Source organism: Desulfosarcina ovata subsp. ovata (assembly GCF_009689005.1).
Classification (GTDB): domain Bacteria; phylum Desulfobacterota; class Desulfobacteria; order Desulfobacterales; family Desulfosarcinaceae; genus Desulfosarcina; species Desulfosarcina ovata.
The window spans coordinates 6270325-6297046 of sequence record NZ_AP021879.1; the positions used below are offsets into that span (position 1 = coordinate 6270325).

Genomic DNA, 26722 nt, shown 5'->3' on the forward strand with positions numbered 1-26722 from the left:
CTTAACTTCATATTTCCAATAACTATACGTCAAAATAATTAGATATTTTTTTAGTCAAGTGCATTTCCAACTCTTCCTTCTCCATTGTGATGGCATTATTGCATTGGGATTTTGAAATTTCCAAAAAGATGGATAATACCAATGGATCAAATTTTAGGTGATCCTGTTTTAGGATTTCAATCGCATCGTTGCATGATATGGCTTGTTTATATGGCCGTTTAGAGATTAAGGCATCAAAAACATCCACCACAGCAAATATACGGGCGACGATAGGTATTTGTTCGCCACGAATTCCTGAAGGATATCCACTTCCGTCATATCTTTCATGGTGAAAACGAATAACGTCTATCGAATCTTCCAGCCAAGGAATGTTGTTTATGATTTTAACTCCTTGTTCAACGTGAGTTTTCATAATAGCCATTTCCTCATTGGAAAGGCTTGAAGTTTTCAGTAAAATGTTGTCGCGAATGCCAATCTTTCCAATATCATGAAGAAATGCGCCTTTGACAAGTGATCTCATGAACCGATCTGATAAATTCAATCGTTCAGCCAGACCTAAGCTTAAATAAGTAACCCTATAATTGTGTGCATCTGTATCACTATCTCGCTCGGCAATGGCATTTCCAAGTGCCTTTATGGTTTGAAGGTGACTTTTTGTCAGTTCACTTTGATTGTGTTGAAGCTTTTTATACGAACTATAAATCAGAGGAAATAAAACCAATGTCATTGTCGATATTGTACCGATTGCATGAAGTATTGCTACGATCATTGCTTTTCTGAATTGATGCACGATCTGTTTTCCCACCGCAACGATGATATTAATAGCGCCAAGGTGTTGTTCGCCCTTGTATATGGGGTTAAAAGTCTGAAAATAAATCTCGCCTCCCAATTTAAATATATTGTATTTATAGTCCTTACTATGTGGTGATTGAGTTAGAAGAATTCCTTTATATTTTTCTAAGTTTTTAAAGCCGTTGTTGAAGTGGAAAATACGTTGACCGTTGATGCTGTATATGTCCAATATAACCATACGAAAATCGGCAAGCTGATGGATATAAAAATCAACAAAATGTTCAAATTCAAAATTGTCTATTTTTTCGAAGGGCACAGTTTTTTCTTTTATAAGGCGTTGGCTTGCTTTTTTCAACTGAAAGAACAATTCTTTTTCAACCTGATTGGTTTGATAGACATAGACCAACCAACCCCAAAATACGGATAGCAGTACACCGCTAATCATCATCCGGAAAAGGAAGTTGGAAATAATGTTGTTCCAGACATTATTAATTTTTGATGTTTTCAGGTAACACCATTTTCGACGTTTGGTAAACGAATCCATAAAAGCATGTGACTCTTTGTATTTGATGTTAATCAAGCGGTATCTATGGCAGGCTTTTTGATTTCAGTAGTTACTTTCATAGAATTGGGTATGTGTTCAAACATACTCGAATAGAGTTCAATAGTTTGAGTATGCAACCGTTGATGCGCCTTGAAGACGAACCCAAGCCCGGCGCTATTAGGGGCGATTTATTTCAGCTCCATTCCTAACCCTTTTTTTGCCAATGGCCCGGTTAAGACCTGCAACCGCATCAAGATAGTCATAATTAGCAAGAAAATAGTTGCTTTCCGCCTGGGTTAGAAAAGCCCTTGCATCAAGTACATCAGTCGCGGTAGAGACCTGTTGCTTGTATTGCAGGACCGTAATCCGCCAATTCTCCACTGCCTGATGAAGCGCAGCCCTGGCTGTAGCGATATTTTTGTGGGCGGTATGGCAATCCAATATCGCATTACGTACCTCTTCGCGGATTTGGTTTTGATATCTTATGATTCCTGCATCGAGAGCTTTGATCTGACGGCGTACACGATCGGTTTCGGCACGCGTTTTTCCGCTTTGGAAGAATTTCCATTGGGCCTGGAAGCCTATGCTGGTATTGTGGTCATTGGTATAATCGTTTTGCGTGGCACCGGGATTGTCTCCGCTCTGGTCATACTGACCCAATAGAGAAATCGTGGGATACCATTCACTTTTCGCTATTCGCAGGGACTGACGAAGTTGCTCCAGACTGATATCCAGTAATTTTATGAGCGGACGGTTGGTTAATGCTTCCTGACTCAAGGCCTTACCATTAAGCAACGACATTGATTTAGAAAAAGAAGCTATATCCATTAATTGAATGGCTTCATCCAGGGGGCGATTCAGAAGACGGTTTACACGGGCTTCGGCCTTTTTCACCTCGGCAATGGCCTTTTCCCGTTGCTGAATCGAATTGGCAAGTGCAACCTGTGCCTGAAGGACGTCGTTGGGCCGGACCAGTCCTTCTCTGAAAAAAAGCTCAGCATTTCGCTGATGTGCAGACAGCGCATCAATTTCCTGGTCGCTGACCTTTAATAGCCGATTGGATAGCAACAGGCGGTAACAAGCACTTTTAACGTCCCGGATCAAATCCAGAACAGTCTGCTCTTTCTCCAATTGCCGGGCAGTAACATCCAGCTTGGATATATTCAATTTTGAAGCAAGTGCGAAACCAGAGAATAATGGTTGGATTACAGTTACGTTCCAATTATACAGTCGCCGATGAGCAGTCTGAATCACATTGCCATTAAACATCATGATCGGTGCATCCCGCTGGCGTTGATAGCTATAGTTCAATGATGCTTCTGGCAGCAAATCTGCGCGGCTGCTTTTTACGCTGGCTATAGCCGCGTGGATTCGCTCGTCCGCTTCCCGAATAATAGGATTGTTTGCCAGCGCATGGGTAACCGCCTTGGATACGGTTAGTCGATCAATGGCGGCCTTATCTGCCTTTGCCGAACTGGCGAAAAAAATCATGGTCCCGACCAGCCACGCTAAAATTGTTTTTTTCATCATTTCATTTTCCAATCCGGCCCTTCTAATCTTTGCATTATATATTTGTCTGCAAGTTACCTGAGAACTTGTGTATAGTTATTAACCAATACGCCTATCGAGAAGATGATAATTCAAGAAGACTATTTGAATATTCTTCTTTCATGCATCACTTCCATCAACTGACAGTTTTCATACTCCAGATAATCAGAAAGACGAATCATGGAATGATTGATTAATCGTTTTGCGAGCTTTATGGATGAAATCGGCTGCTTTGCAAATTGTTGTCCAATCTCAAACGCTTTGCTTTCAAGTTGGGCGGCAGGCACACAGATGTCGGCCAGTCCCATGGCAATGGCCTCTTTTGCGGTAATCTGTTGCGTGGATAACAGCAGATCGTATAACCTGCCTTTTGACAGGCTATTTTTTAGGAACCATACCCCACCGCCCTTGGATACCAGCCCCAATTCAAGTGCCGGATTTTGAAATACAGTATTTTCACCGATGATTCGATAATCACATGCCAGGGCTATGTTGGTGTTCATCGGCAAGATTTCCCCGCAATTGGCATTGATAAAAAAAAGATTCGATTCGATGATGTGCAAAATAACTTCATCGATGGTTCGATATAGCCGCAGAATTGCATTTTTGGATAATCGTGAGGATTTGATCATATCAAAAAAAGAAAGGAATTCTTCTCTTCTGGCTTTGCGCGGATTGGACAAAATGATCACTATTTTTAACTCGGGATGGGTTGCGAATCTGCTAAAAGACGATAAAATACTCTCCTTGGCTTTCAATATGGTCAAATTGAGTAGGAAGTTACCCTTGAAACGAAAAACGGCAAGGGGTCCATAGCAATGCACACGGAAGTAGTCATTTTCGCAATTCAGTTCCGATGTCGATGCCTTCATATTGTCCTCCAAACTTTAAAAAAAAGAGCATATAGGATGGGTATGACCAGAAGTGTCAGTACAGTCCCGAAGGTCAGCCCCCCAATAATGGTGACACTCATGCCCACAAAAAAAATATCCTGCAGCAGAGGGAGCATGCCTAGCACCGTGGTAATCGAGGCCATGGAAACCGGACGCAGACGGCTGACAGCAGAATCGAGTATTGCCGCATAAGCATCCTTCCCTGAACGAATCTCGGCATCGACCTGATCGATGAGCACAACCGCATTCTTGATGATCATTCCGGAAAGCCCCAGGTATCCGAGGATGCACATGAATCCGAAAGGTTGGCCGGTGATCAACAATCCGGCTGTGACCCCGACACTCACCAATGGCAGGCAGAGAAAGATGATGATTGTCTGCCGGGCACCGTTGAACAATGCGACCACGGTAAAGACCATGGCCAAGAAAAACACCGGCACCATTTGAAACAATCCTTCTTGGGCATCGATTGTGTCTTCATAGTCTCCGCTCCATTCCAGCGCATAACCAGGTGGAAGCGGGATCGCCTCTATTTTCGGCCGCAACTTGGAAAGGAGCGTATCAGCGGTTCCATGAAGCGGATTGCACCCCGCAGTTATGGTTCGTCGCCGGTCAAGTCGGCGAATAATGGGATCCTCCCATTTGGTTTTCAGTTCGCTGGAAATCTGCTGCAGTGGAACGGCGCTTCCCGTATCCGGACTGAAAACGACGACATCATGAAGTCTATCCACGGATTCACGTTCCTCCTTTGGTGCCCGTATTTTGATTGGAATCAGGGTGTTTTCCTGACGATAGATTCCAACAACCTTGCCCGAGAAGTTCATGGCCAGGGAATCGGCGACTTGGGGTCTGGTGATCCCCAAACGCCGCGCGGCAGCTTCGATGATCTGTGGCCGAAAAGTCAACACGGGCTGACGCCAATCATTACGGATGTCGATGGCCAAAGGATCTTCAGCCATAATGGCTTCGGCTTGATTCGACAATTTCCGTAGGATCGAGATGTCCTGTCCCATGAAACGAGCCTGAATCTGGGCACCTTCACCCGGCCCACGCCGAAATTTTTTCAATTCAATGCGGGCGTCGGGAAACCGATCGGGCAGGTCCCGACGAAGGACAGATATCAATCGATCGATATGTTCAGAGTCTTTGACGGTTACGAGAATCTGACCATAGCTTGTATTCGGCATTTCCGGCTCATAGGTCAGCACGAAGCGCAAGGTACCCTGGCCGACGAAGGTTGCTGTCGCGGTGATATCGTCAAATTTGGTTAGAAGATGTTCAAGTTGGCCGAGATCTTTAGAGACTTCCTCAATCCGCGTGCCCTCCGGCCGCCAATAATTGACCATGAATTGGTTTCGGCTGTCCTGTGGAAACAGATCTTTTTCCACTTGGCTGAAGCCTACAAGGGCTGCCACAAGAGTACCTGCCAAGATGACCAGTGAAAGGATGCGATGCCGCAAACATATGACCAGGATATTGCGGTACCATTGATACAACTTGCCGGTGTAAGGATCCGCCGTACGGTTCGTTTTTGCTTTGGGCAGGAACTGAACGCAAAACAGTGGTGTTAATGTAATCGCCAATACCCAGCTTAAAAAGAGGGAAATCGCCATTACCAGAAAAAGGCTTTTCAGGAACTCCCCGGTGGTGTCCTGAGATGTACCGATGGCGGCAAATGCCAGGACGGCAACGAAGGTTGCCCCCAATAACGGCCATGCCGTTTGGGATACCGTGTTCAGGGTCGCTTTCCGGCGGCTCATACCTTGTTGGGACTTGACCAGGATTCCCTCGGTGACAACGATGGCGTTGTCAACGAGCATGCCCAGTGCCAAAATTAATGCCCCCAAAGAAATCATTTGGAAATCGATTGCCATTAATTTCATGCCGATCAACGTGCCGAAAATAGTGAGCAACAATATAGCTCCCATCAGTAAACCACTGGATAGCCCCATCGTGATACACAGCACCAAAATGACAATAACCACCGCCTCCACCAGCTCGATTAAAAAAGACTTGACCGAGGCGGCTACCAAATCCGACTGATAGCCCATCTTTGTCACTTTTTTCCGGAAAATTGCTGAAAAACCGCGTTTTTTACTACATATGAAATTATTTTATTTATAATTACAATATGTTGAAATTTTACCGGCCAAAGTAGTGCCATAAAATTCACCGAAGTATTGACAATCGGTGTTTTTTCTGTAATTCAAGATGGCATGTATATCCGACGAACAACAATTAAGAGCAAAAAAGATGGCGAAACATATTTCACTCATCGCCTTGTTGAATCAGTTAGAGTTGGAAATAAGGTGAAGCAGCGCACTATTATAAATCTCGGTAAAAATTTTCCTTTTCCACGAGAACAATGGCCAGATATTGCTTGTCGTGTTGAGGGAATTATTAATGGTCAATCAAGTTTGTTTAAATTGCCGGAAAAAATTGAGCAAGCCGCACAGCATTATGCTGCACAAATCATACAAACCCGGTCGAGTCAAAACAACAATACAGACAAAAACGATAGTATAGATGCCCCCGATTACCGTTTGATTGATATCGATAGTCTTGAACTTATAAGACCGCGTAGCGTTAGTATTGAACATGTATCACATGAAACATTTCTCAAATTACAATTGGATAAAATATTTGAAGGTCTTGGATATAATAATCATCAAATAGCAGCTGCAATCGGAAGTATAGTTGGTCGAATGGCGGTTCCCGGCAGTGAGTTATCAACGCATTACTGGCTGCAAAATCGAAGCGGTTTAGGCGAATTAATCGGCTATGACTATGAAAGTATGTCGCTAAAACGAATCTATGAAATATCTGACCGTATTTACAAAGACAAAGAAGCGATTGAAAGGCATTTATACAACCGAGAACGTTTTTTGTTTGGTTTTGAAGAAATAATTACACTTTATGATTTGACAAACACATTTTTTGAGGGAAGCTGTAAGTATAATGAACTTGGCAAGCATGGAAAATCAAAAGAAAAACGCTCAGACTGTCCCTTGGTAACTTTGGCTTTAGTTTTGGACAGTAGCGGCTTTCCAAGAAGAAGTAAAATATTTTCCGGAAACGTTAGTGAGCCATCAACACTGGAAGAAATGATTTCAAGCTTGAATAAACCATCAGAAAGTTCATTAGAAGACGATAAGCAGATGAGTGTTTTTGATAAAAAGAAACCAGTTGTCGTAATGGATGCCGGGATAGCAACAAACGATAATGTACAATGGTTGCAGGCGAATCATTACCGATACCTTGTTGTCAGCAGGAAAAGATATAGAGAATTTGATCATGATAAAGCTGTTGAAGTAAAAAGAGATAAGGATTACATTGTTAAAGCGTACAAAAAATATGTCAAGGAAACAGAAGAGACTGAAATTTATTGTCATTCAAGTGAGCGAGAAAAAAAGGATCAGAGCATTCAAAATCGATTTTCAGAAAGATTTGAAGCAGACTTAAAATCATTGAACGATGGTTTAAATCAAAAAGGTCGGCTAAAGATTTATGAGAAGGTTGTTGAAAAAGTAGGACGGCTGAAACAAAAATATACCAAAGCTGCTAAAAATTATGAGATTACCATCCATAAAGATAAAGGATCAAAGAAGGCGACAAAGATTACCTGGAAGATAAAAAAAAATTCTGACTCTTCAGATTCAAATCCAGGCGTTTATTGTTTGAGAACAAACTTGAACGATCTGGATGAAACTATTCTTTGGCGTACATATACGATGTTGACTGATCTTGAAGCTGTATTTCGAAGTTTAAAATCGGAGTTGGGTTTACGGCCGGTGTTTCATCAAATAACGAGGAGAGTAAAAGGACATCTCTTTATCACATTATTAGCTTATCACCACGTTCATACAATCAGGTTTAGACTTAAAGAAAATGGGATTCATACAAGTTGGTCCGATTTGAGAAAAGAATTAGACGGCCAAAATCGAACAACAGCAGTAATGAGAAGTAAAAATGGCGAGACAATACATGTTAGAAAAAGCACAAAAGCAGAGTCTCGTCAACTAAAAATTTATGATGCACTGGGTGTGCCTCATAGTCCAGGAAAAGTGGTAAAATATGAGGTATAAAAAATAAGTAGTGCCATAAACGCCTTAGCGTATGACTCAACTATTAGAAATTACAGTAAATATTAAATTCAAGCGGAAAAGATGGGATAGGCTATCGTTTCCAGTTGCATGCCAATGGGAATATTGGTCATCAACTCTTGAATGCGTTGACGCACAGCTTCACCCATGTGTACGACATTGCCACCATCCACAGTCGACACCCCCAGGCCAATGGCGGGTTGACCGTTGAATCGCAACAACCAATCCGAAGGGTCCTGGTAACCGGAGCGGATGGTGACCACATCCTTGAGAAATACAAGATTGCCGGCGTCATCACTTTTCACCAGCAAATCCCCCAATGACTCAATCGAAGGGAATATTCCGGTTGGGATGATTCGTATATCGGCATTGCCGACCTCTACTCGTCCCGCATCGGATACTTGGTTCTGCTTGTTGAGAGTGTCGAGGACAGAGCCGATGGATACTCCCAATTCTGCCATACGGGCTCTCGATAGCTCCAATTCAACGACTTGCTGTTGGTTACCCCACAACTCTACACTGGCCACACCCTCGACCAGAAGCAGTTCCCGTTTGAGAAAATCGGCCGTGTCCTTCAGTTCCTCATAGGTATAGCCTTCTCCGGTCAGAGCAAAGAACACACCGTATTCATCACCGAAATCATCGTTGACGACTGAGGGACCGGCACCATTTGGAAGATATAACTGGGCGTCTGAAATCTTGCGGCGCAGTTCATCCCAGATCTGGGGAATATCGCTGGAATCGTATTTATTCTTAATATCGACATAAATGATTGAAAGGCCGGTTTTGGAGAGGGAACGTATTTCTTTGACTTGGGACATTTCCTGAATAGCGATCTCCAGCCGGTCGGTGACTTCCTGTTCCACTTCTTCGGCCGATGCGCCGGTGTACGCTGTTGAGACAAGGGCGGTTTTGATCGTAAATGTGGGAAACTCGAGCTTGCCAAGTTTCTGAAAGGACCATATACCACCCCCAATGATGAGCAGGATTAAAAAATAGGCGACGGTTTTTTTGGAAATGGTATATTCTGTTATTTTCAAACCGGCTCCTTTTCGGTGTCGATAATAATGCGGACTGTTTGGCCCTCCCGTAGAAACCTGGCTCCTGCGGTGGCAACCATTTCACCGGTTTGTAACCCGGAAACAATCTGGATGGTATCGCCACGCAAGTTACCGACGGTTACCGGTGTCTTTGATACCCGCATCTCTTTTTGATCGATCCGCCAGACGCAGGTATTGCCGTTTCCATCGGAGAAAAGGGCTACGGTGGGCATAAATATCGCAGCTGTTGGATTAATGTTTTCCAAAACGAGATGGACAGTGGCAGCCATACCTGATTCAGCTATGCTTGCATCAGATTGATCGAGTACCACTGTCATCGGATAGCTCTGGTTTGCGGAGTCAGTCTTTCTACCGATCTCTTTGATGGCAGCTTTGATCGTTCGTCCCGGGAAACTGTCCAGTGTGCAGTACAGATCGGTGATGTCCCTTCGACGGGCAATGATGGTTTCCGGCAGGCTCGTTTTGACTTCCATGTTCGAATAATCCAGAAAGGCCACGACTGGTTGTCCCTCTGGCACATTTTCATGTGCTTCTATGTATTTTCGACTGATGTAACCATCAAAAGGGGCCACCAGAGTGGTATCGGCCAGGGCGTTACGTGCGGCTGTGAGATTTGCTGTAAGGCTCTTGATATGAGCCTCGGCCGCCTCGATATCTTCTATTCGCGCTCCTTGTCGAGCTTTCTTCAATTCCTGGTCTACTATTTCCAGATTGGCTCTGGCCGTATCCAAAGCGGTTCTGGCGTTGTCATACTGGGCTTTGGCGGTTGCGGACTCCATTAAAAGGTTTTGCTGCCGGTGAAAGTTTATTTGAGCTTCTTCCATTCTGGACGCAGCAGCCATTTTTTCGGCCTCCAGCCGAGCGATATCCTCCGCCCTGGCCCCTTTTTTCATGGCTTTCAGGTTGGCCCGCGCCTGTTCCAGCTCGGCCGACACCTGTAAAACCTCGACCTCGAAATCCCGTGGATCGATACGGGCGATGACGCTGCCCTCGGTCACTTTTTGCCCGATATGGATGTCGTATTCAACCACTGGGCCGCCGACGCGAAAGGCCAGTTCGGCCTCGCGCGAAGCTCTGACGATTCCGGGAAATGTCCGAATATCTTTACTCGGAGAAGTGCTAACCACCATTGCCTTGATCGGCCGGACGGGTTCAGGGGCGTATTGGTCCTTATGGGATGAACCGGAACATCCCAGAAATGCAAGGACGGTTAGTAAACCGACGAGCTTTAAAATACGATCATTCATGGCGGGTAATCCCTTTATGATATAAAAAACCTTCAACTTTTTGCTTTTTGTGTAAGGTAACCCATCACAGGCTCCCAGGCCGTGTGGCGGATCTGCCCGAATTCGGAAAACGCTGCCGCCAGTTGCAGACCCAACGGGCTTTTGCCTGTATGTTCTGTGCAGCCCTGCCAGCGGATAATGATCTTCAGATCATTTTCCAGCGCATGATCCTGAAAAAGCGATATCTCCTTCAAATTGTTGATTCTTCTGGGAACTGACAGCTGCCTGAAAGCCACAATGGGATCTTTTTTTTCCCGGTGTGAGTGGCCTCGTAGATGAATGATTTCCAACCGATCCATGATATTATCTTTCCATCTGAAAAACATTTTTTACTGATTCATTACAGCCAAAATCATGCCATTTTTAATTTGCTATAGTATTCAAGTGGTTATATAAAACATTGATTTTAATCTGTTAAATACAAAATTTATTTTGTCAAATAAAACGGATTCGTGGCATAATCTTTCAAATAAGATAGTTTTCAATGCAAGAGGCGAGACAACAATGGTTAATGGAAACGAATTTTACCGACAGGCCACACTGCAAATTTTCAGCAGCCTTAATACTGAAACGGCATTAAGGCGATTCATGGAATACATCAAACATCACATACCGGTTTCCGGTATGTTCTTTTCGCTGTATGATCCAGATTTGAATGTAGGACGAATGCTTTCAGCGATATGGCCGTCAAACATCGCCAAACCTAGTAAAACAATGGTGATCCCGAAGGCGTACTGGGGATGGTTGAAAAAACGATGGATGAATAAGAACCAGATTCAAATCATCAACGATATCAACAACGAGGGGGAACCCAAAAGGAGCCTTTTTTCCATGCTTTGGCCTGAGAACACCTCCCACCTGAGTATGGAACTTTGGTTGGAGAAAACACGCCTCGGTCTCTTTCATCTTTTTGTAGAAGGCAAGAACCGCTACGATCAATCCCATGCTGACTTGTTATCCTTGCTTCACGAACCGTTTGCCATCGCGATATCCAATATCCTGCAACACCAAGAGATCTTGCGTCTTAAAGATATGCTAGCCGACGACAATAACTATCTTCGGAATCAAATGATGGAAATTACTGGAGATACTGTTATTGGCGCTGAGTTTGGACTTCGTGGGGTAATGGAGATGGTGCAGCAGGTTGCGCTGTTGAATAGCCCGGTGCTTTTATTGGGCGAAACCGGTGTCGGCAAGGAGGTAATCGCCAACGCGATTCATTATTCATCAAAGCGAAAAAACAATTCCTTCATCCGGGTAAATTGTGGTGCGATCCCGGAAAACCTGATAGACAGCGAACTGTTCGGGCATGAGAAGGGTGCATTTACCGGAGCGATATCAAGCAAGCGGGGACGTTTCGAACGCGCAAACAATGGAACGATCTTTCTGGATGAAGTGGGGGAGTTGCCTCCGGCCGCTCAGGTACGCCTACTGAGAGTTCTTCAGCAGCATGAGATTGAACGGGTGGGGGGGACGGAGACTATTCCGGTAAATGTCCGTATCATCAGTGCCACTCACCAGAACTTGGAGGCGATGGTTAAATCCGGCACATTTCGCGAAGATCTGTTTTACCGTTTGAATGTTTTTCCCATAACGATTCCTCCCCTACGCCATCGAGTAGATGATATTCCTGCTTTGATCAGTCATTTCCTTGAACACAAATCACGAGAATTAGGGATAGACAACCTGCCCATCATTTCCAAAGAGACTATGGAAGAAATTCAGTCCTATTATTGGCCAGGAAACGTTCGGGAACTCGAAAACTTCGTGGAGCGTACCCTGATTCAAGGCGGGATAGAAAATAAAATAGACCCGTTACCTTTTAACAAAACCGTCGCGCCGGAAAATTACATTGGCACCCCGAGTCTACGTCCTGCAACTGGCAGAATGTTATCGATGGATGAAGCCGTTACGGCTCACATACTAAAGGCGCTTAGCCAAACAGGGGGAAGGATAGAAGGCGGTAAGGGAGCGGCTAGATTGCTCAAGATCAATCCCAGCACCTTGCGTGGGCGCATGAGAAAGCTAGGGATTCCCTGTGGAAAAAACGGTCTGGCAACAAGAATCATGAATTTTAATAAGCGGCATTCGTAAACTGAAGGGTTCCATGGGGGCATAAAGGTCAAACCAAGCTGGTTGCTTGATTGACGACGGCTCAGGTTAAAGACAAAGGCGTTTTTCGGCCTTAAATCGATGTTTTGGGGGCCGAAAAGAGCGGTTTAAGGGATAATTCAATCCGAATACGACGCCATGGTCCGAAACACCAAGGACATTTCTCACTTCATTCAACTAATGAAATCGCCGGAGCCCAAGATATGTGCATCGCCCCTTTCGCGAGTCCCGTTGCGGCGAAGGGATTTGACCACCGACCAGCCACCCAAGGAACAATCAGACCGCCGCCGACCAACCCTGGCCGTTGTCTTCCATTTTTAAAAAAGAACGGCCGTGGGTAAAGATAGCCGACTATGGTGGCGCCTACAAACGCTGACCATTTTCATCGTACCGGTACCACCCTTGACCGCTCTTTTTGCCAAGCTGCCCGGCTCTCACTTTTCGTCTCAAAAGCTGGGGCGGATAATAACGATCTTCACGGCTTTCCTGGTATATCGATTTCAGCGCATTGCAAGAGACGTCGAGCCCCACGACATCCCCGGTTTCAAACGGACCCATTGGCCGGCCGAACGCCAGCCGGACCCCTTTGTCGATATCTTCAGCCGTCGCCACGCCTCGTTCCAGAAGCTTGATGGCTTCGACGTAACTCACCAGGTTGATTCGGTTGAGCAAAAAACCCGGCAGATCGCTTTCCACCCGGATGGGCTCCTTGCCCAATTCCCGAACCACGGCGGCCCCCATCAGCATGGTCTCCTCGGATGTACTCACGCCCCTGACCACCTCCACCGCTCGCATCATGGGAACCGGGCTGAAAAAATGGAGCCCCAACACCCTTTCCGGACGCCGGGTAACCGCCCCCAGTTCGGTAATCGGTATTGAGGAGGTGTTGCTGGCCAGGTATGTATCCGGTTTGCAGATCTCATCCAGACGCCGAAAAATATCCTGCTTGAGGTCTATGTTTTCGAAAACCGCCTCAACCACCAGGTCCGCATTTTCGGCCTTTTTCAAATCGCCGGAGGGTTGAATCCGTTCGAGAATGGTATCCTGTGGTTCCTTGAGCCGACCCTTTTCGACAAGCTTGCCCACCGACCAGGCAATATTTTCTTGAGCCTTTTGCAACGCTTCCCGGTTTTCATCACTGAGGATCACGGTCATGCCGGCTTGGGCAAAAACCTGGGCAATCCCGCTGCCCATCAGGCCGGAACCAACAACGAATATATTCTGGATCTTCATGGATTGCCTCCTTCGCGGCACATTGGGATAAAGACCGCTTGAACTATATTTTTCCATCCCTTTTATTTACGATAGTTGGAATAATCGGGTTTTCGTTTTTCCATAAAGGCATTTCTGCCTTCCAGGGATTCATCGGTTCCATAATACATACTCAATCCGCCAACACCCAGATTGGTGATTCCCCCAACCCCGTCGGTTTCTGCGTGGAAGGCATATTTGAGCATTTTAAGGGCCGTGGGACTTTTTTCCAAAAGTGCCTGACACCATTGGTCAACTTCGCTGTCCAGCTGATCCAGGGGCACCACCTTATTGACCAACCCCATCTCAAGTGCCTCATGGGCCGTGTACAGCTGGCACATATACCAAATTTCCTTCGCCTTCTTTAATCCGACCGCCCTTACCAGATCACCGGTTCCATATCCCGGATCGAAGCTGCCGACCTTGGGCCCGGCCTGGCCCAGTTTGGCGGTTTCGGCGGCAATGGACAAATCGCAGACAACCTGAAATACGTGCCCGCCCCCGATGGCGTAGCCATTCACCCGGGCGATGACCGGCTTGGGAATGGTCCGGATCAGATGGGACACGGTCTGCCAACCAACTTCCACTGGCAGCGCCGCAATGGTGCCGGCATACCCGCTTTTATCCCTGATGGACTGATCGCCGCCGGTGCAAAAGGCCTTTTTGCCGGTACCGGTAAATATCACAACTCCAACGGCTGCGTCTACCCAGGCATCCGTCAGCGCCTTGTTCAGCTCCAGAAGCGTCAGAGACGTACAGGCATTGTATTTTTCGGGCCGATTGATGGTGATCCGCGCCACGCCATTTTCTTTCTCATAGATGATCTCTTCAAAATTCATTTTATTTCCTCGTTAAATAATAGCAAGAGTTTAATCGTTTGGCCTTGACGTGGCCCAAAAGACGGTGATTCATCTACCGATAATACCGATAATTGTAGGGCAGAAATTTTTTCCCCATCATTTCCCGATGAACCACCAGCTTGGAGACCTGGGAGGTGCCATCGGCGATTTCGATGGCCAGCACATCCCTCAAACGCTGCTCCAACGGATAATCCTTAGTGTACCCATAATGACCATGCAGCACGATACAATCCCTGATCGCATTGGTTGAAAAGCGGGGGGCCATCCATTTCACCATTCCAGCCTCTTTACTGCTGGAGCGGCCCTGATCTCTCAACCACAATGCCTTGTAGCACAGCAGCCGCACCGCCTCCAGGAGACTGACGTGTTCAATGATCGGGAAAGAAACGCCTTCAAAAGTCGCCAGTGGTCGGCCGAAGGCCTGGCGCTGTTTGACATAGTCCATGGTCTCTTCAAGGGATACAAAGGCGGGAGCCAGGGCCTCCAGGCAGAGCAGGATGCGACTTTGGTCAAATCCCTGCATGGCCAGTCTGAACCCTTTGCCCTCTTGGCCGATCAGATAGGTTTGGGGAATCTCCACGTCCTGTAAAAAGAGGGAGCCTCGAACGACGGCGTTGCATCCAAGGTCTTCGTAGGATTGGGTCGACACGCCGGGAAGGTCCATCGGAATGACAAAACAACTGACGCCTTGGGCGCCGGCATCGGGATCGGTCTTGGCGAAAACCAGGGCAAAATCGGCGTCCATGATGGCGGTGATACCCGACTTCTCTCCGTTTAAAACATAGGCGGCACCCTTCTTTTCTGCTCGCGTTTGAAGGGCGGCGGCATCTGTTCCGCATCCGGGCTCGGTCAGGCAGAAGGCCGGAATCTTTTCACCGGCCAGAAATGGCTTGAGAAATGTATCCTTTGCCTCCTTATGTCCTTGCTCCAAAAGGCCTCCGCAGAGATGATTGGCCACATTCGTTGACATTGAAATACTACAGTCCCCACGGGAAATCTCCTCACATACGATCCCCTCGGTGACAAACGACTCGCCCAGCCCTCCATTCTCCTGACTCACCGATACGCCGATGAATCCCAGATCACCCATTTTTTTGACCAACTCCCGGGGGTACCGTTTCTCCCGGTCCCACTGCTGATACCTTGGCGCCAGTTCCTCCTGGGCGAAGTGCCGTACTTCCTTTTGGATCATTTTTTGGTGTTTGCTGAATTCAAAATCCATGTAAAAACCTCCTGCTTTGCGGTTTGCTGACCTATATATTATAGTACCATATATGATATTAAAAAACTCATATATGGTACTTAAACTGATTGCCTTTTTGTGTCAAGAAAAAAATAATCGAGATTTTACAGCGATAAAATCGCATGAGAAGCCCAAAAGGAAAAATGTGGCCGCGCCCAAAAGAGGGTAAGAAACAGTCCCTGTAAACGGGTTGAACTTCTAACGGAAAGAAATTTGGCAGAGAATTCGAACGATCTGCCGACGGTCTGTTATGTCGGCACCAAAAGAATGGGCGGCCACAAGATATGTGGAACGCTATAGCATTCAAGCTAATGTTTTTGGGCGGCGTTATCGGTCGTTGCGGTATTGATTATACAGCTTCCTCCCTCTATCCTTGCCAAAAACATTATCTTAAACACTGTCTATAGATCGGGAAAACAGATTTCACTACCGTACACATTTTACAACACCTTGATCTAATGAGAAAAATTTTGCAGGTCTCGTTTATCCCTCTGGTGAAATGTCTGCAAGTCATCAGGTATTGGTCCGTTATGAAGTGAGAACGGCAAACCTCGCACCGCGAGATAGGTTATCATCCTGAGGCCAAGCTGAAACAGGCTGAGGTCACATCGATCCGAACGATGGATCTGTTTGTACAAGCCAGTCGAAAAAGCGAGAATCCCAAAAAAAAATGACCCATAAGTATGCTAGGCAACTGGCCATCATCAGTCGGGTTAACCGCTTGGGACAAGAAAGATGGCTCTTGGCGATATTGAACCCTCGGCTTTTTTGATCACTGAAAAACGTTTCAATCGTAAAGCGCTTCGCATAGTAGTCGCATGCTTTTTCAGCCGATTTAAAATTGGTTACCAGGAATATGGGCTCATTGTGATCGCTCCCCCACCAGGCCACCGCAGTTACCGGGCCATATTTTTTGTTGGTGAACTGGCAGTTTTTCATCCCTTTGCAATGGCCCTTGGGCAGTATAGTGGCAAGGATGTCGATCTGAAAAGATTCATTATCGGCGTAGATGGTAATATTATATGCCGTGCGGCAAACATATTTCCACCCAAACTTGGCCAGTGTTTGCTGAAGCGTTGTGCCGTCAAACTCACCATCTCCCAGAAAGATTACCTGACGAGTGGATTCGGGGATCAATGGATGCAGTTTCTTTACCACCTCAACATGCATGTCTTCAGGCAGATGGCCTTTTTTACCCTCAACGATTTTGAAGGCTAGTGGCAACGCGCGGCCATTGTAAATCAAACTGATCATCAAACAAATACACCCGCGTCCAACCAGACTGCCGTCAATGGCCAGGACGATTTCTTCAAGACCAAGGTGGGCCAATACGTTTTGTATGAAGGGTAGAAAGTAGGTTTGCTCGGTAACCTTTTCGTTGATGAGCAGGCGCTTGATGCGTTTTTCGGTGCTGGGCACTTTAATATTTTCGGGTACATTGAGTGCGATCTTTGGTAACTGGGTTTCTTTGCCGATAATGATGCCCGTGATCATTGTTGCCAGCGTGTTCATGTTTCTCAGGAGATTTCCTTTGAGTTCCACCGGGTAGAAAAGTTTGACAAAATCGTTGACTTTTCTATAAATCGATTTGCAGTCATTCATAAGGCCTCCATATTATAAGAGATAATCGTGGAAGCCTAATATATAAAATGACTGGTGGAATGTCCAGAATTATTATATTCTACTATATCATATAGTTATAAGTTTTTTAAAAGTGTACGGTAGTGAAAAACAGATAAACAAGTATCCCACATGAAATGGAATACTATGCTGGTCCATTATTAGATTGGTATCCCATATCAGCTGAAGTCTTTCGGGCTGCATTGGCCACCATTTCGCCATATTTCTTTTTATCCTTAAGATCAAAATTAAATATGGAGGCGGACATCCCGATGCAGCCCACATGCTTTCCGGAAAAGTTAAAGATTGGGTCGGCAATTCTTCTGACACCCTCTCTTAATTCCTGGTCCTCGAATCCAAAACAGCAGGTTTTTGTCTGCATAAGCTCAGCTTCAAGGGTTTCAGGGTCTGTAATTGTATATTTCGTAATGGCAGGCAAACCTATTTTTTGAATGACTTGGTGCCTTTTTTCTTCGCTCATCAGGGAAAGATAAACCTTACCGACACTAACGGCATGAAGATAGGGAAATACACTTCCAACACGAGAATAGAGCGCCATGCTCTCGCTTCCACGTATTTGCTCCAAGAAGGATCAGTTGATCACGGTCCAATGTCGCCAGTTCACATAAGAAACTTATAGTTACACCATCGGTAGCAAGATGCAGCGCAACGATATTGAAAATCCTATAAATAAGCAACCTTGAAATTCGATCTTATTTGCCGGAAAATTGTGGTTTCCGTTTTTCCTTGAACGCTGCAAAGCCCTCTTTGCGGTCTTCGGTCTGCCGAACAATGGTGGCCCCTTCAGCTTCGCTCAATAGCCCCTGGTCAAGCCCCTCGTAAATTCCGGTCGAGAATGCTTCCAGTACACAGCGCACGGCTACGGGTGGCCGCTCGGCCAGTCGCTGGGCCATGGCCATGGCGTCATCGAGAAGCCGATCCGGTGGGACCAGTCGGTCGACGAGACCGCAATCAAAGGCCTCGCGGCCGTCGAGCGTCTGACTGAACAGAATCATTTCCAGGGCCTTGGCCCGTCCGACCAGCCAGGGCAGGCGCTGGGTGCCTCCCCAGCCTGGAATGATGCCGAGATTGAGTTCGGTTAGCCCCAGCTTAAGTTTCGGATTGTCGGCCAGCAGCCGAAAGTGACAGGCCAGGGCCAACTCCAACCCGCCACCCAGAGCGTATCCATTGATGGCCGCGATCGTGGGTTTGGGAAAGCGATCGATCTGCTGCCACAGGTCCCGGCCGATATTGCTGATGGCTTCGGTGTTGGCGGCATCGCTAACATCGAAGCCGGCGGAAAAGAATTTCTCACCGGCACCGGTGATAATGAGCACACGAACCGCTGAATCGGTTTTCACCTGTTCGACAGCACGGCCAAAGGCCTGCATGGTCGTAAGATTCCAGGCATTGGCCGGTGGGTGGTCGATGCGGATCAGGGCAATCTTGTCTTTGATTTCCGGTTGCATCGGCTTCTCCTTAAAAAGCATTGTCCGGAATATCTACGATTTCACGGCCTTGGCGCAGGCAGGTGCCGATTCTGGCTATCGTGTGGGGCAGGGTGGTGTCAACGAACCAGGTCGCCTGATACACTTTGCCTTTGAAAAAATCATTTTTTCTTCCGTTTTTAGCGGCCCGGTCAGAGGCAATGACCGCCATATCCAATAGCCGCCAGGCCATGGTCAGGTCTCCGAACGCCAGCAGCGCCGGGTAAGTGGTCGAGGCCCATTGGAGCGGGTCGGTTTTCATTTGCGTGCGCATTTCCATGGCGCACGACCAGAGCTCGCCCGCGGTGGACGCCAGTTGAGCGACCTGATTTTTAAGGACAGGGTGATTCCGGTGAGTGGCGCAAAAGCCGTCGATCTCCTCCTGAAAGGCTTTCAGGCAGCCGCCATCTCTGATCAGCATCTTACGTCCCATTAGATCCATTGACTGGATGCCGTTGGTTCCCTCGTACAAGGACATGATTTTGACGTCGCGCAGATAGCGTTCAATGGGATAATCCCGGCAGTATCCGTACCCGCCCAGGCACTGCATGGCCGTTTCACAAACGCGAAAACCCGTATCCGAACAGTAGGCTTTCAGAATCGGAGTCATAAAGTCGATCAGGTTCTGGTAGCGTATTTTTTCAGGCCCGGGCGGCAGCCCCTTGGACAGGTCTTCCCAAAAGGCAGCGGTGTAAACCATCGAGCGCATCCCATCCGCGGTCGCTTTCATCCACAGCAGCATACGCCGAACATCCGGGTGATGGATGATGGTGACGTCACCTTCCGATCGGCCGGCGATGTCACGACCCTGCACCCGATCTTGGACATAGGCCAAGGCATTGCGATAAGCACTGCCGGCCATGGTCATGCCGCTGACCGCGGAATTGATGCGGGCGCCGTTCATCATCTGGAACATGTGCGCCAGACCCTTGTTTTTCTCTCCGCACAGATAGCCGATGCAGTCGTCGCGGCCGCCAAAGGTCAGGGCAGCCGTGGGGGCCGCGTGCAGGCCGCATTTGTGCTCGATGCCGGTGCAGGCCACATCGTTGGGGCCGGATAGTGTACCATCGGTATTGACGCGAATTTTGGGAACCACGAAAAGAGAGATCCCGGCAGTGCCCGCCGGTGCACCGTCAATGCGGGCCAGTACCAGGTGGATGATGTTTTCGGTCAGATCGTGTTCTCCCCAAGAGATGAAAATCTTCGATCCCTTAATGCGGAAGTGATCGCCTTCCGGGTAGGCCATGGTTTCAAGGGCACCCAGATTGGACCCGGCAGCGGGCTCGGTCAGGCACATGGTGCCACTCCAGGTGCCGCTAAACATTTTAGACACAAAAAGCTGCTTGAGCGACTCGCTGCCGAAGCTGTGAATCAACCGGGCCGCGCCGAATGTCAGACTCGGGGCGCTGTTGAAGGCCTGGCAGGCACCATACATCATTTCATTGATCACAATGCGCATCATCAGCGGGAATCCCTGGCCACCGTAGGCTGGATCACCGACTGCGGCGGTCCAGCCATCGTTTCCATACTGCCAAAACGCCTCTTTGAATTCAGCCGGGCAGCGGACCTCCCCATTTGTGAATGCCAACGGAGTCTCTTCGGCAATCCGATTCAGGGGGTCGAGGACGCCTTTGGCGAAATGAATCGCTTCGTTTACCATGAGGTCAAGGGTTTTTTCGTTCAGATCCGCAAATGGCGCCAGATCGCATAGGGCCGCGTAATTGAGCTGTTCTTTGAGAATGTAAAAAACATCCCTGGTGTCGATTTTAAAATCAGTCATGCTTTTCTCTTTCCCTCTTTCAGTTACTATGGAACCATAATGGGACGCTGGTTGTACTTTCGCTGGTGAGCATTCTCAAATACATCGTTGATGGAATCCAGCGGAAAAGTCTTGACGAACTGCTTGAGGGGCATCTTGCCGTCCAGGATCAGATCCACCACCGGGCGGTAGTACTCGGGAATGCAGCCCCAGTTGCCCCGCGCCGTGGCGTTGAAGGCCATCAGGTTGGACAGGCGCAGTTCCAGTGTGTCGAGGGTAAAACCGACCACGGAAAGATGGGAGCCGAAGGTCATCAGACCGAAAGCGGTCTTCTGGCCGGCGGAGGTGCCGGAGGTTTCGAAAATCTTCAGGTGGGTACGCGACCGGCCGGTCTCTTTGGCCACCCCGTAAACCGCTTTGCGCAGATCCTTGAACGAAAGTTCCCTGGCATTGAAGGTCGCATCCATGAAAGGCGCCAGGTTGTCCAGCTTCGGCTGGTCCACATCGATGGCCACCACGGCGGCACCGAAACTCTTGGCCAGCAGGGCGCCGTATCCGCCCACACCGCCGACACCGTTGAAAACGGCAATGTCGGTTTCATTGAGTTTGGCTTCGATAATGGCCTGATAGGGCGTGGTAATGGCATCGGCCACCACGGACAGTTCCTCCAGGGTGATGTCGGTCTTGGACACCGGATTCATATTTTCGTCCACCGGCACCTTGCACAGCTGTTTGGCCGGCACCAGAATGTGGCTGGCAAACCCGCCCTGGATGTCGTTACCCGGCATCTTCTGTTTCATGCAGATGTTTCCCCGGCCTTCCTTGCAGTCCGCACATTCGCCGCAGGGCATGACCGCCGGGATAATCGCCGCGCACCCGCTCCACTCTTCGGTGCCGGGGCCGGTGGCTTCGATGGTTCCGCTGATTTCGTGGCCGAGGGTAATCGGCATCTCGGATTTCATCGGAACGTTGTCATAGAAAAACCCGAGATCGGTGTGACAAACACCGCATCCGGCGACTTTGATGACCACTTCACCGGGGCCTGGCTCGGGAATAGGGGCTTCGACGCGCACCAAAGGCTTGTTTCTTTCCACCATCTGCCAGGATATCATTGTTGCCATGATAACTGCTCCTTTTATATCGAAAGTAAGTGAAAGGCGTTCAACTATCCCGTATTATTTGACGAATGGGCTGAGAATCGGGATGATAACTTTTTGGCGCCGAAGATGCAAATGAATGCTCCTGGGACATGAAGATTGCCTCCTATCTGGATAATAAATGAGTTTTAAGGTTGCCGGAAATAAATAATTCCTCCATCCTGCTTGTCTTTGCACCCGTCTACCGCGTTGCCGCCACCCGCACATATTCCCTGATATGCACGGGTGACGGCGCCTTGTAGACGACCCCAAATCCGGCGCGATCTGGGGGAATTATTTATTTCCGGCAACCTAAGCTGATGAGACTTCAACCTTCAGGTTGGATGCCATGTGCCGGGTGCTTTATTAGAGACCCGGGAAAAGTGATGTGCCGATGATGTTTTTTTGAATTTCCGCGGTTCCTTCATAAATGGATAGTATCCGCGCGTCCCGGTAGTAACGTTCCACCTTATACTCCTGAAAATAGCCATATCCTCCAAATACCTGCAAGGCATCGTAGGTCACTTCATTGGCGATATTGGCGGCATAGTATTTTGCCATCGCCGCCGCCCGGTGATCACGCTGCCCTTGGTCAAACTTGAATGCCGCTTTGTGAACCAGGTGACGGGCATTTTCGATTTTCAGGTACATATCAACGAATTTGTGTTGCATGCTCTGAAAACAGGCAATCGGCTTGTCGAACTGTTTCCGTTCTTTTGAATATTGATAGGCAAGATCGAACGCTCCCTGGGCCACACCCACGGCCTGGGCGGCGATCTCTATCTTGCTCTCTTCGAAAAACCCCATGGCTTGGTAGAAACCTCTGCCAGCCTCACCCAAAAGATTTTCCTCAGGAACCTCGAGGTTGTCAAAAACCAATTCGGCGGAACTGGTCAGCCGGATACCCATCTTCTCTCCCAGCTCATTCACCTGGAAGTGCTTTCCGATCATATCACGGTCGACAATAAGGATGCTCATCCCCTTGTATTTGGGCGAAGCATCTGGGTCCGTTTGGCAAAGAACCGTGTAAAAATCGGCGATCGTACCATTGGTGATGAAGGTTTTGTTGCCGGAGAGCAAATAACTTCCATTTTTTTTAACGGCTACGGTATCCATCTGGGTAATGTCACTGCCATGGTCCGGCTCGGTTAGAGCAATTGCCGCACCGAACTCGCCCGATGTGATTTTGGAAAGATACCGCTCATTCTGATCATGATTCCCAAAACGATAAAGAAATTTACAAGGCAGCGATGCCAAATCAATTGCGAGACCGATACTGGAGTCCGCTTTACAAAACTCCTCTACGATCATTGCATTCTCAAGAATACCCAGGCCATCACCCCCATAGTCTTCATCCACATAGGGCGCGACAAAGCCTAACTTAGCGGCCTTCTTGTATATTCCCATGGGAAATTCATGTTTTTTTTCCAATTCATCTTACATTTCGCATGGCGGGCGAATAATTTTTTAATTTTCTTATGTTTTTGTTTTTTAAAATCAATCAGGTAGCTTTAAATTGCCACCAGCCATCTTGAAAATAATTGTAGATCGCCTCGGGTATCTCCAACAACCGGTTGATAAGTTTGTGCATGTCACCGATTCCCTTCACCACTGATTGTATACATACGCCATTCCGGATTATCTGCGAGAAGTGGACATTACGATAGAAATAACGGATGTTATTCCAAGTCGGCTTTTTTGTATTCATCCCTTGGGGTAATATGGGCAGCTTGTCTATCTCCTCGGCTGTCATATTCATCCGTATCTTTCGTTCGATAAGGGACACAATCATCAAGGCTATAAAATATAAAAAGAGCATGGCTTCAATACGGTGCTCCTTTTTTAAAAAAACAGGCGCTACTTCCAGAATCGATTTTTTGGTATACATCCGTTTTTCAAGGAATGGTTGGTTTTTATATTTTCCTAATACCTCACTGGCTTCAAGCTGCGTATTAGTAATCAAGGGAAAAACGCCATCAGTTCGCGATGCTTCGGTAAGAGATTGTTCGTTTAACTGCCACTCAATGCGGTGGGTATATTTCCATTTATTTTTGTAGATGCTTTGTGGAGACGGTCTGCCGGGAGATACTTTCACCTTGATCTGTTTGCGATCGGTTACTATCCGGACCTCTACAAACTCTTTAACATCCTTGACAATCTTATCGATAGCGGCCTTGATTTCCCTTTTGGTTTTCAAATGATACGCATTGAGTTTAGGTGACAGGCTTTCTAACTGTTCAATGGCCTTATCGATCTTTTTCTGTCTTTTGGCTTCGTCCTCTTTTTGTTTGGAACTGCTGTGAACAAAAATGACCCGAAAGCCTTCTTCGGTCAGTTCGGTCTCATAGGTGCGGTAAACGGTAAACTCACCTTTCTTCCGTGAGTTTTCAACGCTAACGGCGTCTTCCCAAGGCACTTCGTTTTTTTTCAGATATTTGATGAACTGGATGTATTCCTTGTGATTCTTCGGAACGATGGTGATAAACAGCCCTCCTTCACCAGCGATGTGCTTTAGATTCTTTTCGGTTTTCAACTTGCAGTCGGCGATGTAAATGAAATCCTCTTTTCCCAACAATGTGCGCAGGCCGTTCCAGTTGGGAATATGGGTCACATCATCGGTCGTATTCCCGTCAAATAGCTGATAACTGAGTGGAACATGTCCGTCCGCCGTGATATTCAGACCAAATACAACTTGTTTGCAATCGGGTCGAAAATCCTTGTTGTGCCCATGCTTAAGCTTGACCGCTTCCGGATCGGGAGTTTTGTATTTGCCGATGAAAGTCACGGATGTGCTATCATTATGTATTTCCTCCGTAAGTAACTGGTGTACCGATATGGCATTGCAAGAAGCCTCGGTCATCAGCGTATGGCGGTCTGCATGAAATAATGCTGATAGTGCCCTGGCAAGACGATCATCGTTAAAAAAATTTGGCTCGACCGGTTCTGTTACAAGTCCATCTGTATATTGGCACAACCATTCTTGAATCTTGTATAGTGGTTTGTTGTCACATATGATGTTGGCAATTAAGATACACAAGCTTTGCGCATGCTCCGCAAGACTTCCGTCGGATGCCGGAACATACTTGGAAAAAAGGTTGAAAAGGTCAAGCTGATCCATGAAATACTTGACCATTGGCAATACATCAACTTGCTTGAATCGAGTTTCAAATTGCTCCATAACGCCTCCGTAGTCTCGGTTATGAGGCGCTTGGATATAGATGAAGGAATCATTTTACCAGCCTCATACATTGTATGCATAACAGATAAGGCCGGAATTGTCCAGTGCTTATTTAATTCATTTTTTCAATATGTTATAGACTTGCCCCGCCTTGAGCAATAAATTTGATAATTACCGTTTCACTCGTGCGAAATGTAAGATTCATAGGCCAATTCCGAATCAAATTCTTTGGTCGCAAATTCACGTGCGGCATTGATGATGGCTTTTTGGGATTGATTGAGTTCAAAATTCATTCTATGTCTCCTTATTTAAGACAATTGACTATTTTTAATTCAATTAAATCGACGACGCTTTTTCGAACAATCCCTCCTTCATTTCGATCTCTGCCTTCTGTTTCGCCTTGTAGTGGACTTTCTTGCCGGTGGCCGTCAAATACAGTGCCTCTACGAAACGGTAGTACCGGGGACGTTTGTAGGTCGCCAGCATTGGGTGCTCCCTGCAGAACTTGTCCAGGTCCCCGACAGTCAAAGAGGGATCCCTTTTTATAACGTAAGCCACCACCAATTCTCCCCATTTTTCATCGGGTACGCTGGTCACGATACAGTCGGTGATCATTGGATTCTCATTAAGAATTTCCTCTACCTGAGCCGGTTGAACGTTTTCTCCTCCAGAAATGATCATGTCATCCTTGCGGCCGACAATTGTAACGAACTCTTTTTCATTCCACGTCGCCAGATCGCCAATATACAGCCAGCCACGATAATATTTGGCTTTTGCCTCCTCTTCCCGATTGATATAGGTATAGGAGCACTTGCCTGCCGCCCGGATAACGACTTCTCCAACGGACTCTCCGTCTTTGGCGACAATGTCTTCCGGTTCGGCCAAGCGATCCGGATAGACATTCACCACCGCCATGTCATCGTCCGTGCATGAGCGACCCGCCGAACCGGCCATTTCGGGTAGATCCTGCGGGCGCAGGAAGGTGTTCCAGAATGCTTCCGTAGAGCCGTAACCATTGAAGATGTTTTCTGTAAGAACCTCCTGGAAAACCATGCAAGCCTGCTTTTCCAACGGGGAGCCCATGGTAACGATACCCTTTAATTTTTCTAAATTGCGGGGATTTTTCTGCTGTGCTTCGCAAAGGGCCTTCAAGGTGACCGGCGCACCGATCAAAAAGGTCAGCGCATACTTTTCGATATAATCGATTACCATTTGTGGATCGAATGCGCGAAGAACGACCATCGATGCACCGGCGTATAAGGAGGGATTGGGGCCTCCGGCGTAAAGTCCGCCCCGATGAAACCATGGGGTCATATTCATGGTCCTGTCGAACGGGGACAGGGGAAAATGCATCAATACGTCATGGGCGCTTAAGATTTCGTTGATGTTATTCAGGGGCACACCTTTGGGCATGCCCGTGGTCCCGGATGTGTACAGCCGCGTTATTTCGTCATAAATCGTAGTCGGACGGGAGATTTCGGGATCGGTTTCGGCCTTGTCACGGACATATTCTTCATACCCGATGGAACCGGCAAACGGGACTTCTTTTCCCGAAACATCGACCATCACGACTTTTTCGGGTTTGTGCATTGCTTTGTTCAGGGCCTTCTCGGCAACATCCTTCAATTCGCTGTCGTAAAAATAGACTTTTGGCTTGCTGTCATCGATAATGTAAGCGGTTTCACCATAGGAAAGGCGGAAGTTGATAGGGCAGTTAATGGCGCCAATTTTTTGCGGAGCCAAATATAGAAAAATGTCGTGTGCCACGTTTTTTGAGACTGTCATCCCACGTTTCATGAGACCATCCAGGTAGCATTCGATATCGTCACGTTAGCATATATCATATCGA

20 protein-coding genes are annotated in these 26722 nt (G+C 47.3%); 2 read left to right on the forward strand and 18 right to left on the reverse strand.

Going from position 1 to position 26722, the window contains the following annotated elements; translation table 11 throughout:
• Positions 1-22: 22 nt before the first annotated feature.
• The 4 genes from GN112_RS27500 to GN112_RS27515 form a co-directional block, all read right to left on the reverse strand.
• On the reverse strand, positions 23-1372 hold the full coding sequence (locus GN112_RS27500) for an HD-GYP domain-containing protein (protein ID WP_155313094.1): 1350 nt from the start codon (positions 1370-1372) through the stop codon (positions 23-25).
• A gap of 141 nt (positions 1373-1513) precedes the next feature.
• Positions 1514-2866 carry a TolC family protein gene (locus GN112_RS27505; RefSeq protein WP_155313095.1) on the reverse strand — a complete coding sequence of 451 codons (1353 nt, stop codon included), beginning with the start codon at positions 2864-2866 and terminating at the stop codon, positions 1514-1516.
• Between the two features lie 119 nt (positions 2867-2985).
• A complete protein-coding gene (locus tag GN112_RS27510; RefSeq protein WP_155313096.1) occupies positions 2986-3756 on the reverse strand; it encodes an enoyl-CoA hydratase/isomerase family protein in 771 nt (256 codons plus the stop codon).
• Complete coding sequence (locus GN112_RS27515) at positions 3753-5828, reverse strand: efflux RND transporter permease subunit (protein WP_155313097.1); 2076 nt, start codon at positions 5826-5828, stop codon at positions 3753-3755. The genes GN112_RS27510 and GN112_RS27515 overlap by 4 nt, the downstream gene beginning before the upstream one ends.
• Before the next feature lie 129 nt (positions 5829-5957).
• Between GN112_RS27515 and GN112_RS34620 the strand changes: the two genes are divergently transcribed.
• On the forward strand, positions 5958-7862 hold the full coding sequence (locus tag GN112_RS34620; protein WP_155309797.1) for an IS1634 family transposase: 1905 nt from the start codon (positions 5958-5960) through the stop codon (positions 7860-7862).
• A gap of 68 nt (positions 7863-7930) precedes the next feature.
• Here GN112_RS34620 and GN112_RS27525 read toward each other — a convergent pair whose 3' ends face one another.
• The 3 genes from GN112_RS27525 to GN112_RS27535 are packed head-to-tail and all read right to left on the reverse strand — an operon-like array spanning position 7931 to position 10421.
• On the reverse strand, positions 7931-8920 hold the full coding sequence (locus GN112_RS27525; RefSeq protein WP_155313098.1) for an efflux RND transporter permease subunit: 990 nt from the start codon (positions 8918-8920) through the stop codon (positions 7931-7933).
• On the reverse strand, positions 8917-10188 hold the full coding sequence (locus GN112_RS27530) for an efflux RND transporter periplasmic adaptor subunit (RefSeq protein WP_155313099.1): 1272 nt from the start codon (positions 10186-10188) through the stop codon (positions 8917-8919). The genes GN112_RS27525 and GN112_RS27530 overlap by 4 nt, the downstream gene beginning before the upstream one ends.
• A 32-nt stretch (positions 10189-10220) precedes the next feature.
• Entirely contained in the window at positions 10221-10421 is a 201-nt protein-coding gene (locus GN112_RS27535; RefSeq protein WP_155313100.1) for a hypothetical protein, read from the reverse strand.
• Positions 10422-10815: 394 nt separating this feature from the next.
• On the opposite strand from GN112_RS27535, the gene GN112_RS27540 reads away from it, so the two are divergent.
• A complete protein-coding gene (locus GN112_RS27540; protein ID WP_231717152.1) occupies positions 10816-12321 on the forward strand; it encodes a sigma-54-dependent Fis family transcriptional regulator in 1506 nt (501 codons plus the stop codon).
• A 381-nt stretch (positions 12322-12702) separates the two neighbouring features.
• On the opposite strand, the gene GN112_RS27545 is transcribed toward GN112_RS27540, so the two are convergent.
• The 11 genes from GN112_RS27545 to GN112_RS27595 form a co-directional block, all read right to left on the reverse strand.
• Entirely contained in the window at positions 12703-13572 is an 870-nt protein-coding gene (locus GN112_RS27545; RefSeq protein WP_155313102.1) for a 3-hydroxyacyl-CoA dehydrogenase family protein, read from the reverse strand.
• A gap of 62 nt (positions 13573-13634) precedes the next feature.
• Entirely contained in the window at positions 13635-14429 is a 795-nt protein-coding gene (locus tag GN112_RS27550) for an enoyl-CoA hydratase-related protein (protein ID WP_155313103.1), read from the reverse strand.
• Between the two features lie 73 nt (positions 14430-14502).
• Entirely contained in the window at positions 14503-15672 is a 1170-nt protein-coding gene (locus GN112_RS27555) for an acyl-CoA dehydrogenase family protein (protein ID WP_155313104.1), read from the reverse strand.
• 624 nt (positions 15673-16296) lie between these two features.
• Positions 16297-17295 carry a transposase gene (locus tag GN112_RS27560; protein ID WP_155309800.1) on the reverse strand — a complete coding sequence of 333 codons (999 nt, stop codon included), beginning with the start codon at positions 17293-17295 and terminating at the stop codon, positions 16297-16299.
• A gap of 163 nt (positions 17296-17458) precedes the next feature.
• On the reverse strand, positions 17459-17899 hold the full coding sequence (locus tag GN112_RS27565) for an IclR family transcriptional regulator (protein WP_462477457.1): 441 nt from the start codon (positions 17897-17899) through the stop codon (positions 17459-17461).
• 127 nt (positions 17900-18026) lie between these two features.
• Positions 18027-18782 (reverse strand): enoyl-CoA hydratase-related protein, encoded by a 756-nt coding sequence (locus GN112_RS27570; RefSeq protein ID WP_155313106.1) that lies wholly within the window; start codon positions 18780-18782, stop codon positions 18027-18029.
• A 10-nt stretch (positions 18783-18792) separates the two neighbouring features.
• The gene (locus GN112_RS27575) at positions 18793-20580 is read right to left on the reverse strand and encodes an acyl-CoA dehydrogenase family protein (RefSeq protein ID WP_155313107.1); all 1788 of its coding nucleotides are present in this window, start codon (positions 20578-20580) and stop codon (positions 18793-18795) included.
• 26 nt (positions 20581-20606) lie between these two features.
• Positions 20607-21680: a 6-hydroxycyclohex-1-ene-1-carbonyl-CoA dehydrogenase gene (gene had, locus GN112_RS27580; protein ID WP_155313108.1), complete on the reverse strand. Its 1074-nt coding sequence runs from the start codon at positions 21678-21680 to the stop codon at positions 20607-20609.
• A gap of 381 nt (positions 21681-22061) precedes the next feature.
• A complete protein-coding gene (locus GN112_RS27585; RefSeq protein WP_269434954.1) occupies positions 22062-23126 on the reverse strand; it encodes an acyl-CoA dehydrogenase family protein in 1065 nt (354 codons plus the stop codon).
• A gap of 70 nt (positions 23127-23196) precedes the next feature.
• Positions 23197-24873 carry an IS1634 family transposase gene (locus tag GN112_RS27590; protein WP_155310853.1) on the reverse strand — a complete coding sequence of 559 codons (1677 nt, stop codon included), beginning with the start codon at positions 24871-24873 and terminating at the stop codon, positions 23197-23199.
• Positions 24874-25209: 336 nt separating this feature from the next.
• Complete coding sequence (locus GN112_RS27595; RefSeq protein WP_231717153.1) at positions 25210-26658, reverse strand: class I adenylate-forming enzyme family protein; 1449 nt, start codon at positions 26656-26658, stop codon at positions 25210-25212.
• Positions 26659-26722 lie beyond the last annotated feature (64 nt).

Excerpts from the sequence above, each read along its gene's own strand:
- GN112_RS27505 (WP_155313095.1), bottom strand. The coding sequence starts at position 2,866 with ATGATGAAAAAAACAATTTTAGCGTGGCTGGTCGGGACCATGATTTTT.
- GN112_RS27510 (WP_155313096.1), bottom strand. The coding sequence starts at position 3,756 with ATGAAGGCATCGACATCGGAACTGAATTGCGAAAATGACTACTTCCGT.
- GN112_RS27515 (WP_155313097.1), bottom strand. The coding sequence starts at position 5,828 with ATGGGCTATCAGTCGGATTTGGTAGCCGCCTCGGTCAAGTCTTTTTTA.
- GN112_RS27530 (WP_155313099.1), bottom strand. The coding sequence starts at position 10,188 with ATGAATGATCGTATTTTAAAGCTCGTCGGTTTACTAACCGTCCTTGCA.
- GN112_RS27540 (WP_231717152.1), top strand. The coding sequence starts at position 10,816 with ATGGAATACATCAAACATCACATACCGGTTTCCGGTATGTTCTTTTCG.
- GN112_RS27545 (WP_155313102.1), bottom strand. The coding sequence starts at position 13,572 with ATGAAGATCCAGAATATATTCGTTGTTGGTTCCGGCCTGATGGGCAGC.
- GN112_RS27550 (WP_155313103.1), bottom strand. The coding sequence starts at position 14,429 with ATGAATTTTGAAGAGATCATCTATGAGAAAGAAAATGGCGTGGCGCGG.
- GN112_RS27555 (WP_155313104.1), bottom strand. The coding sequence starts at position 15,672 with ATGGATTTTGAATTCAGCAAACACCAAAAAATGATCCAAAAGGAAGTA.
- GN112_RS27560 (WP_155309800.1), bottom strand. The coding sequence starts at position 17,295 with ATGAATGACTGCAAATCGATTTATAGAAAAGTCAACGATTTTGTCAAA.
- GN112_RS27570 (WP_155313106.1), bottom strand. The coding sequence starts at position 18,782 with ATGCAACCGGAAATCAAAGACAAGATTGCCCTGATCCGCATCGACCAC.
- GN112_RS27575 (WP_155313107.1), bottom strand. The coding sequence starts at position 20,580 with ATGACTGATTTTAAAATCGACACCAGGGATGTTTTTTACATTCTCAAA.
- had (WP_155313108.1), bottom strand. The coding sequence starts at position 21,680 with ATGGCAACAATGATATCCTGGCAGATGGTGGAAAGAAACAAGCCTTTG.
- GN112_RS27590 (WP_155310853.1), bottom strand. The coding sequence starts at position 24,873 with ATGGAGCAATTTGAAACTCGATTCAAGCAAGTTGATGTATTGCCAATG.
- GN112_RS27595 (WP_231717153.1), bottom strand. The coding sequence starts at position 26,658 with ATGACAGTCTCAAAAAACGTGGCACACGACATTTTTCTATATTTGGCT.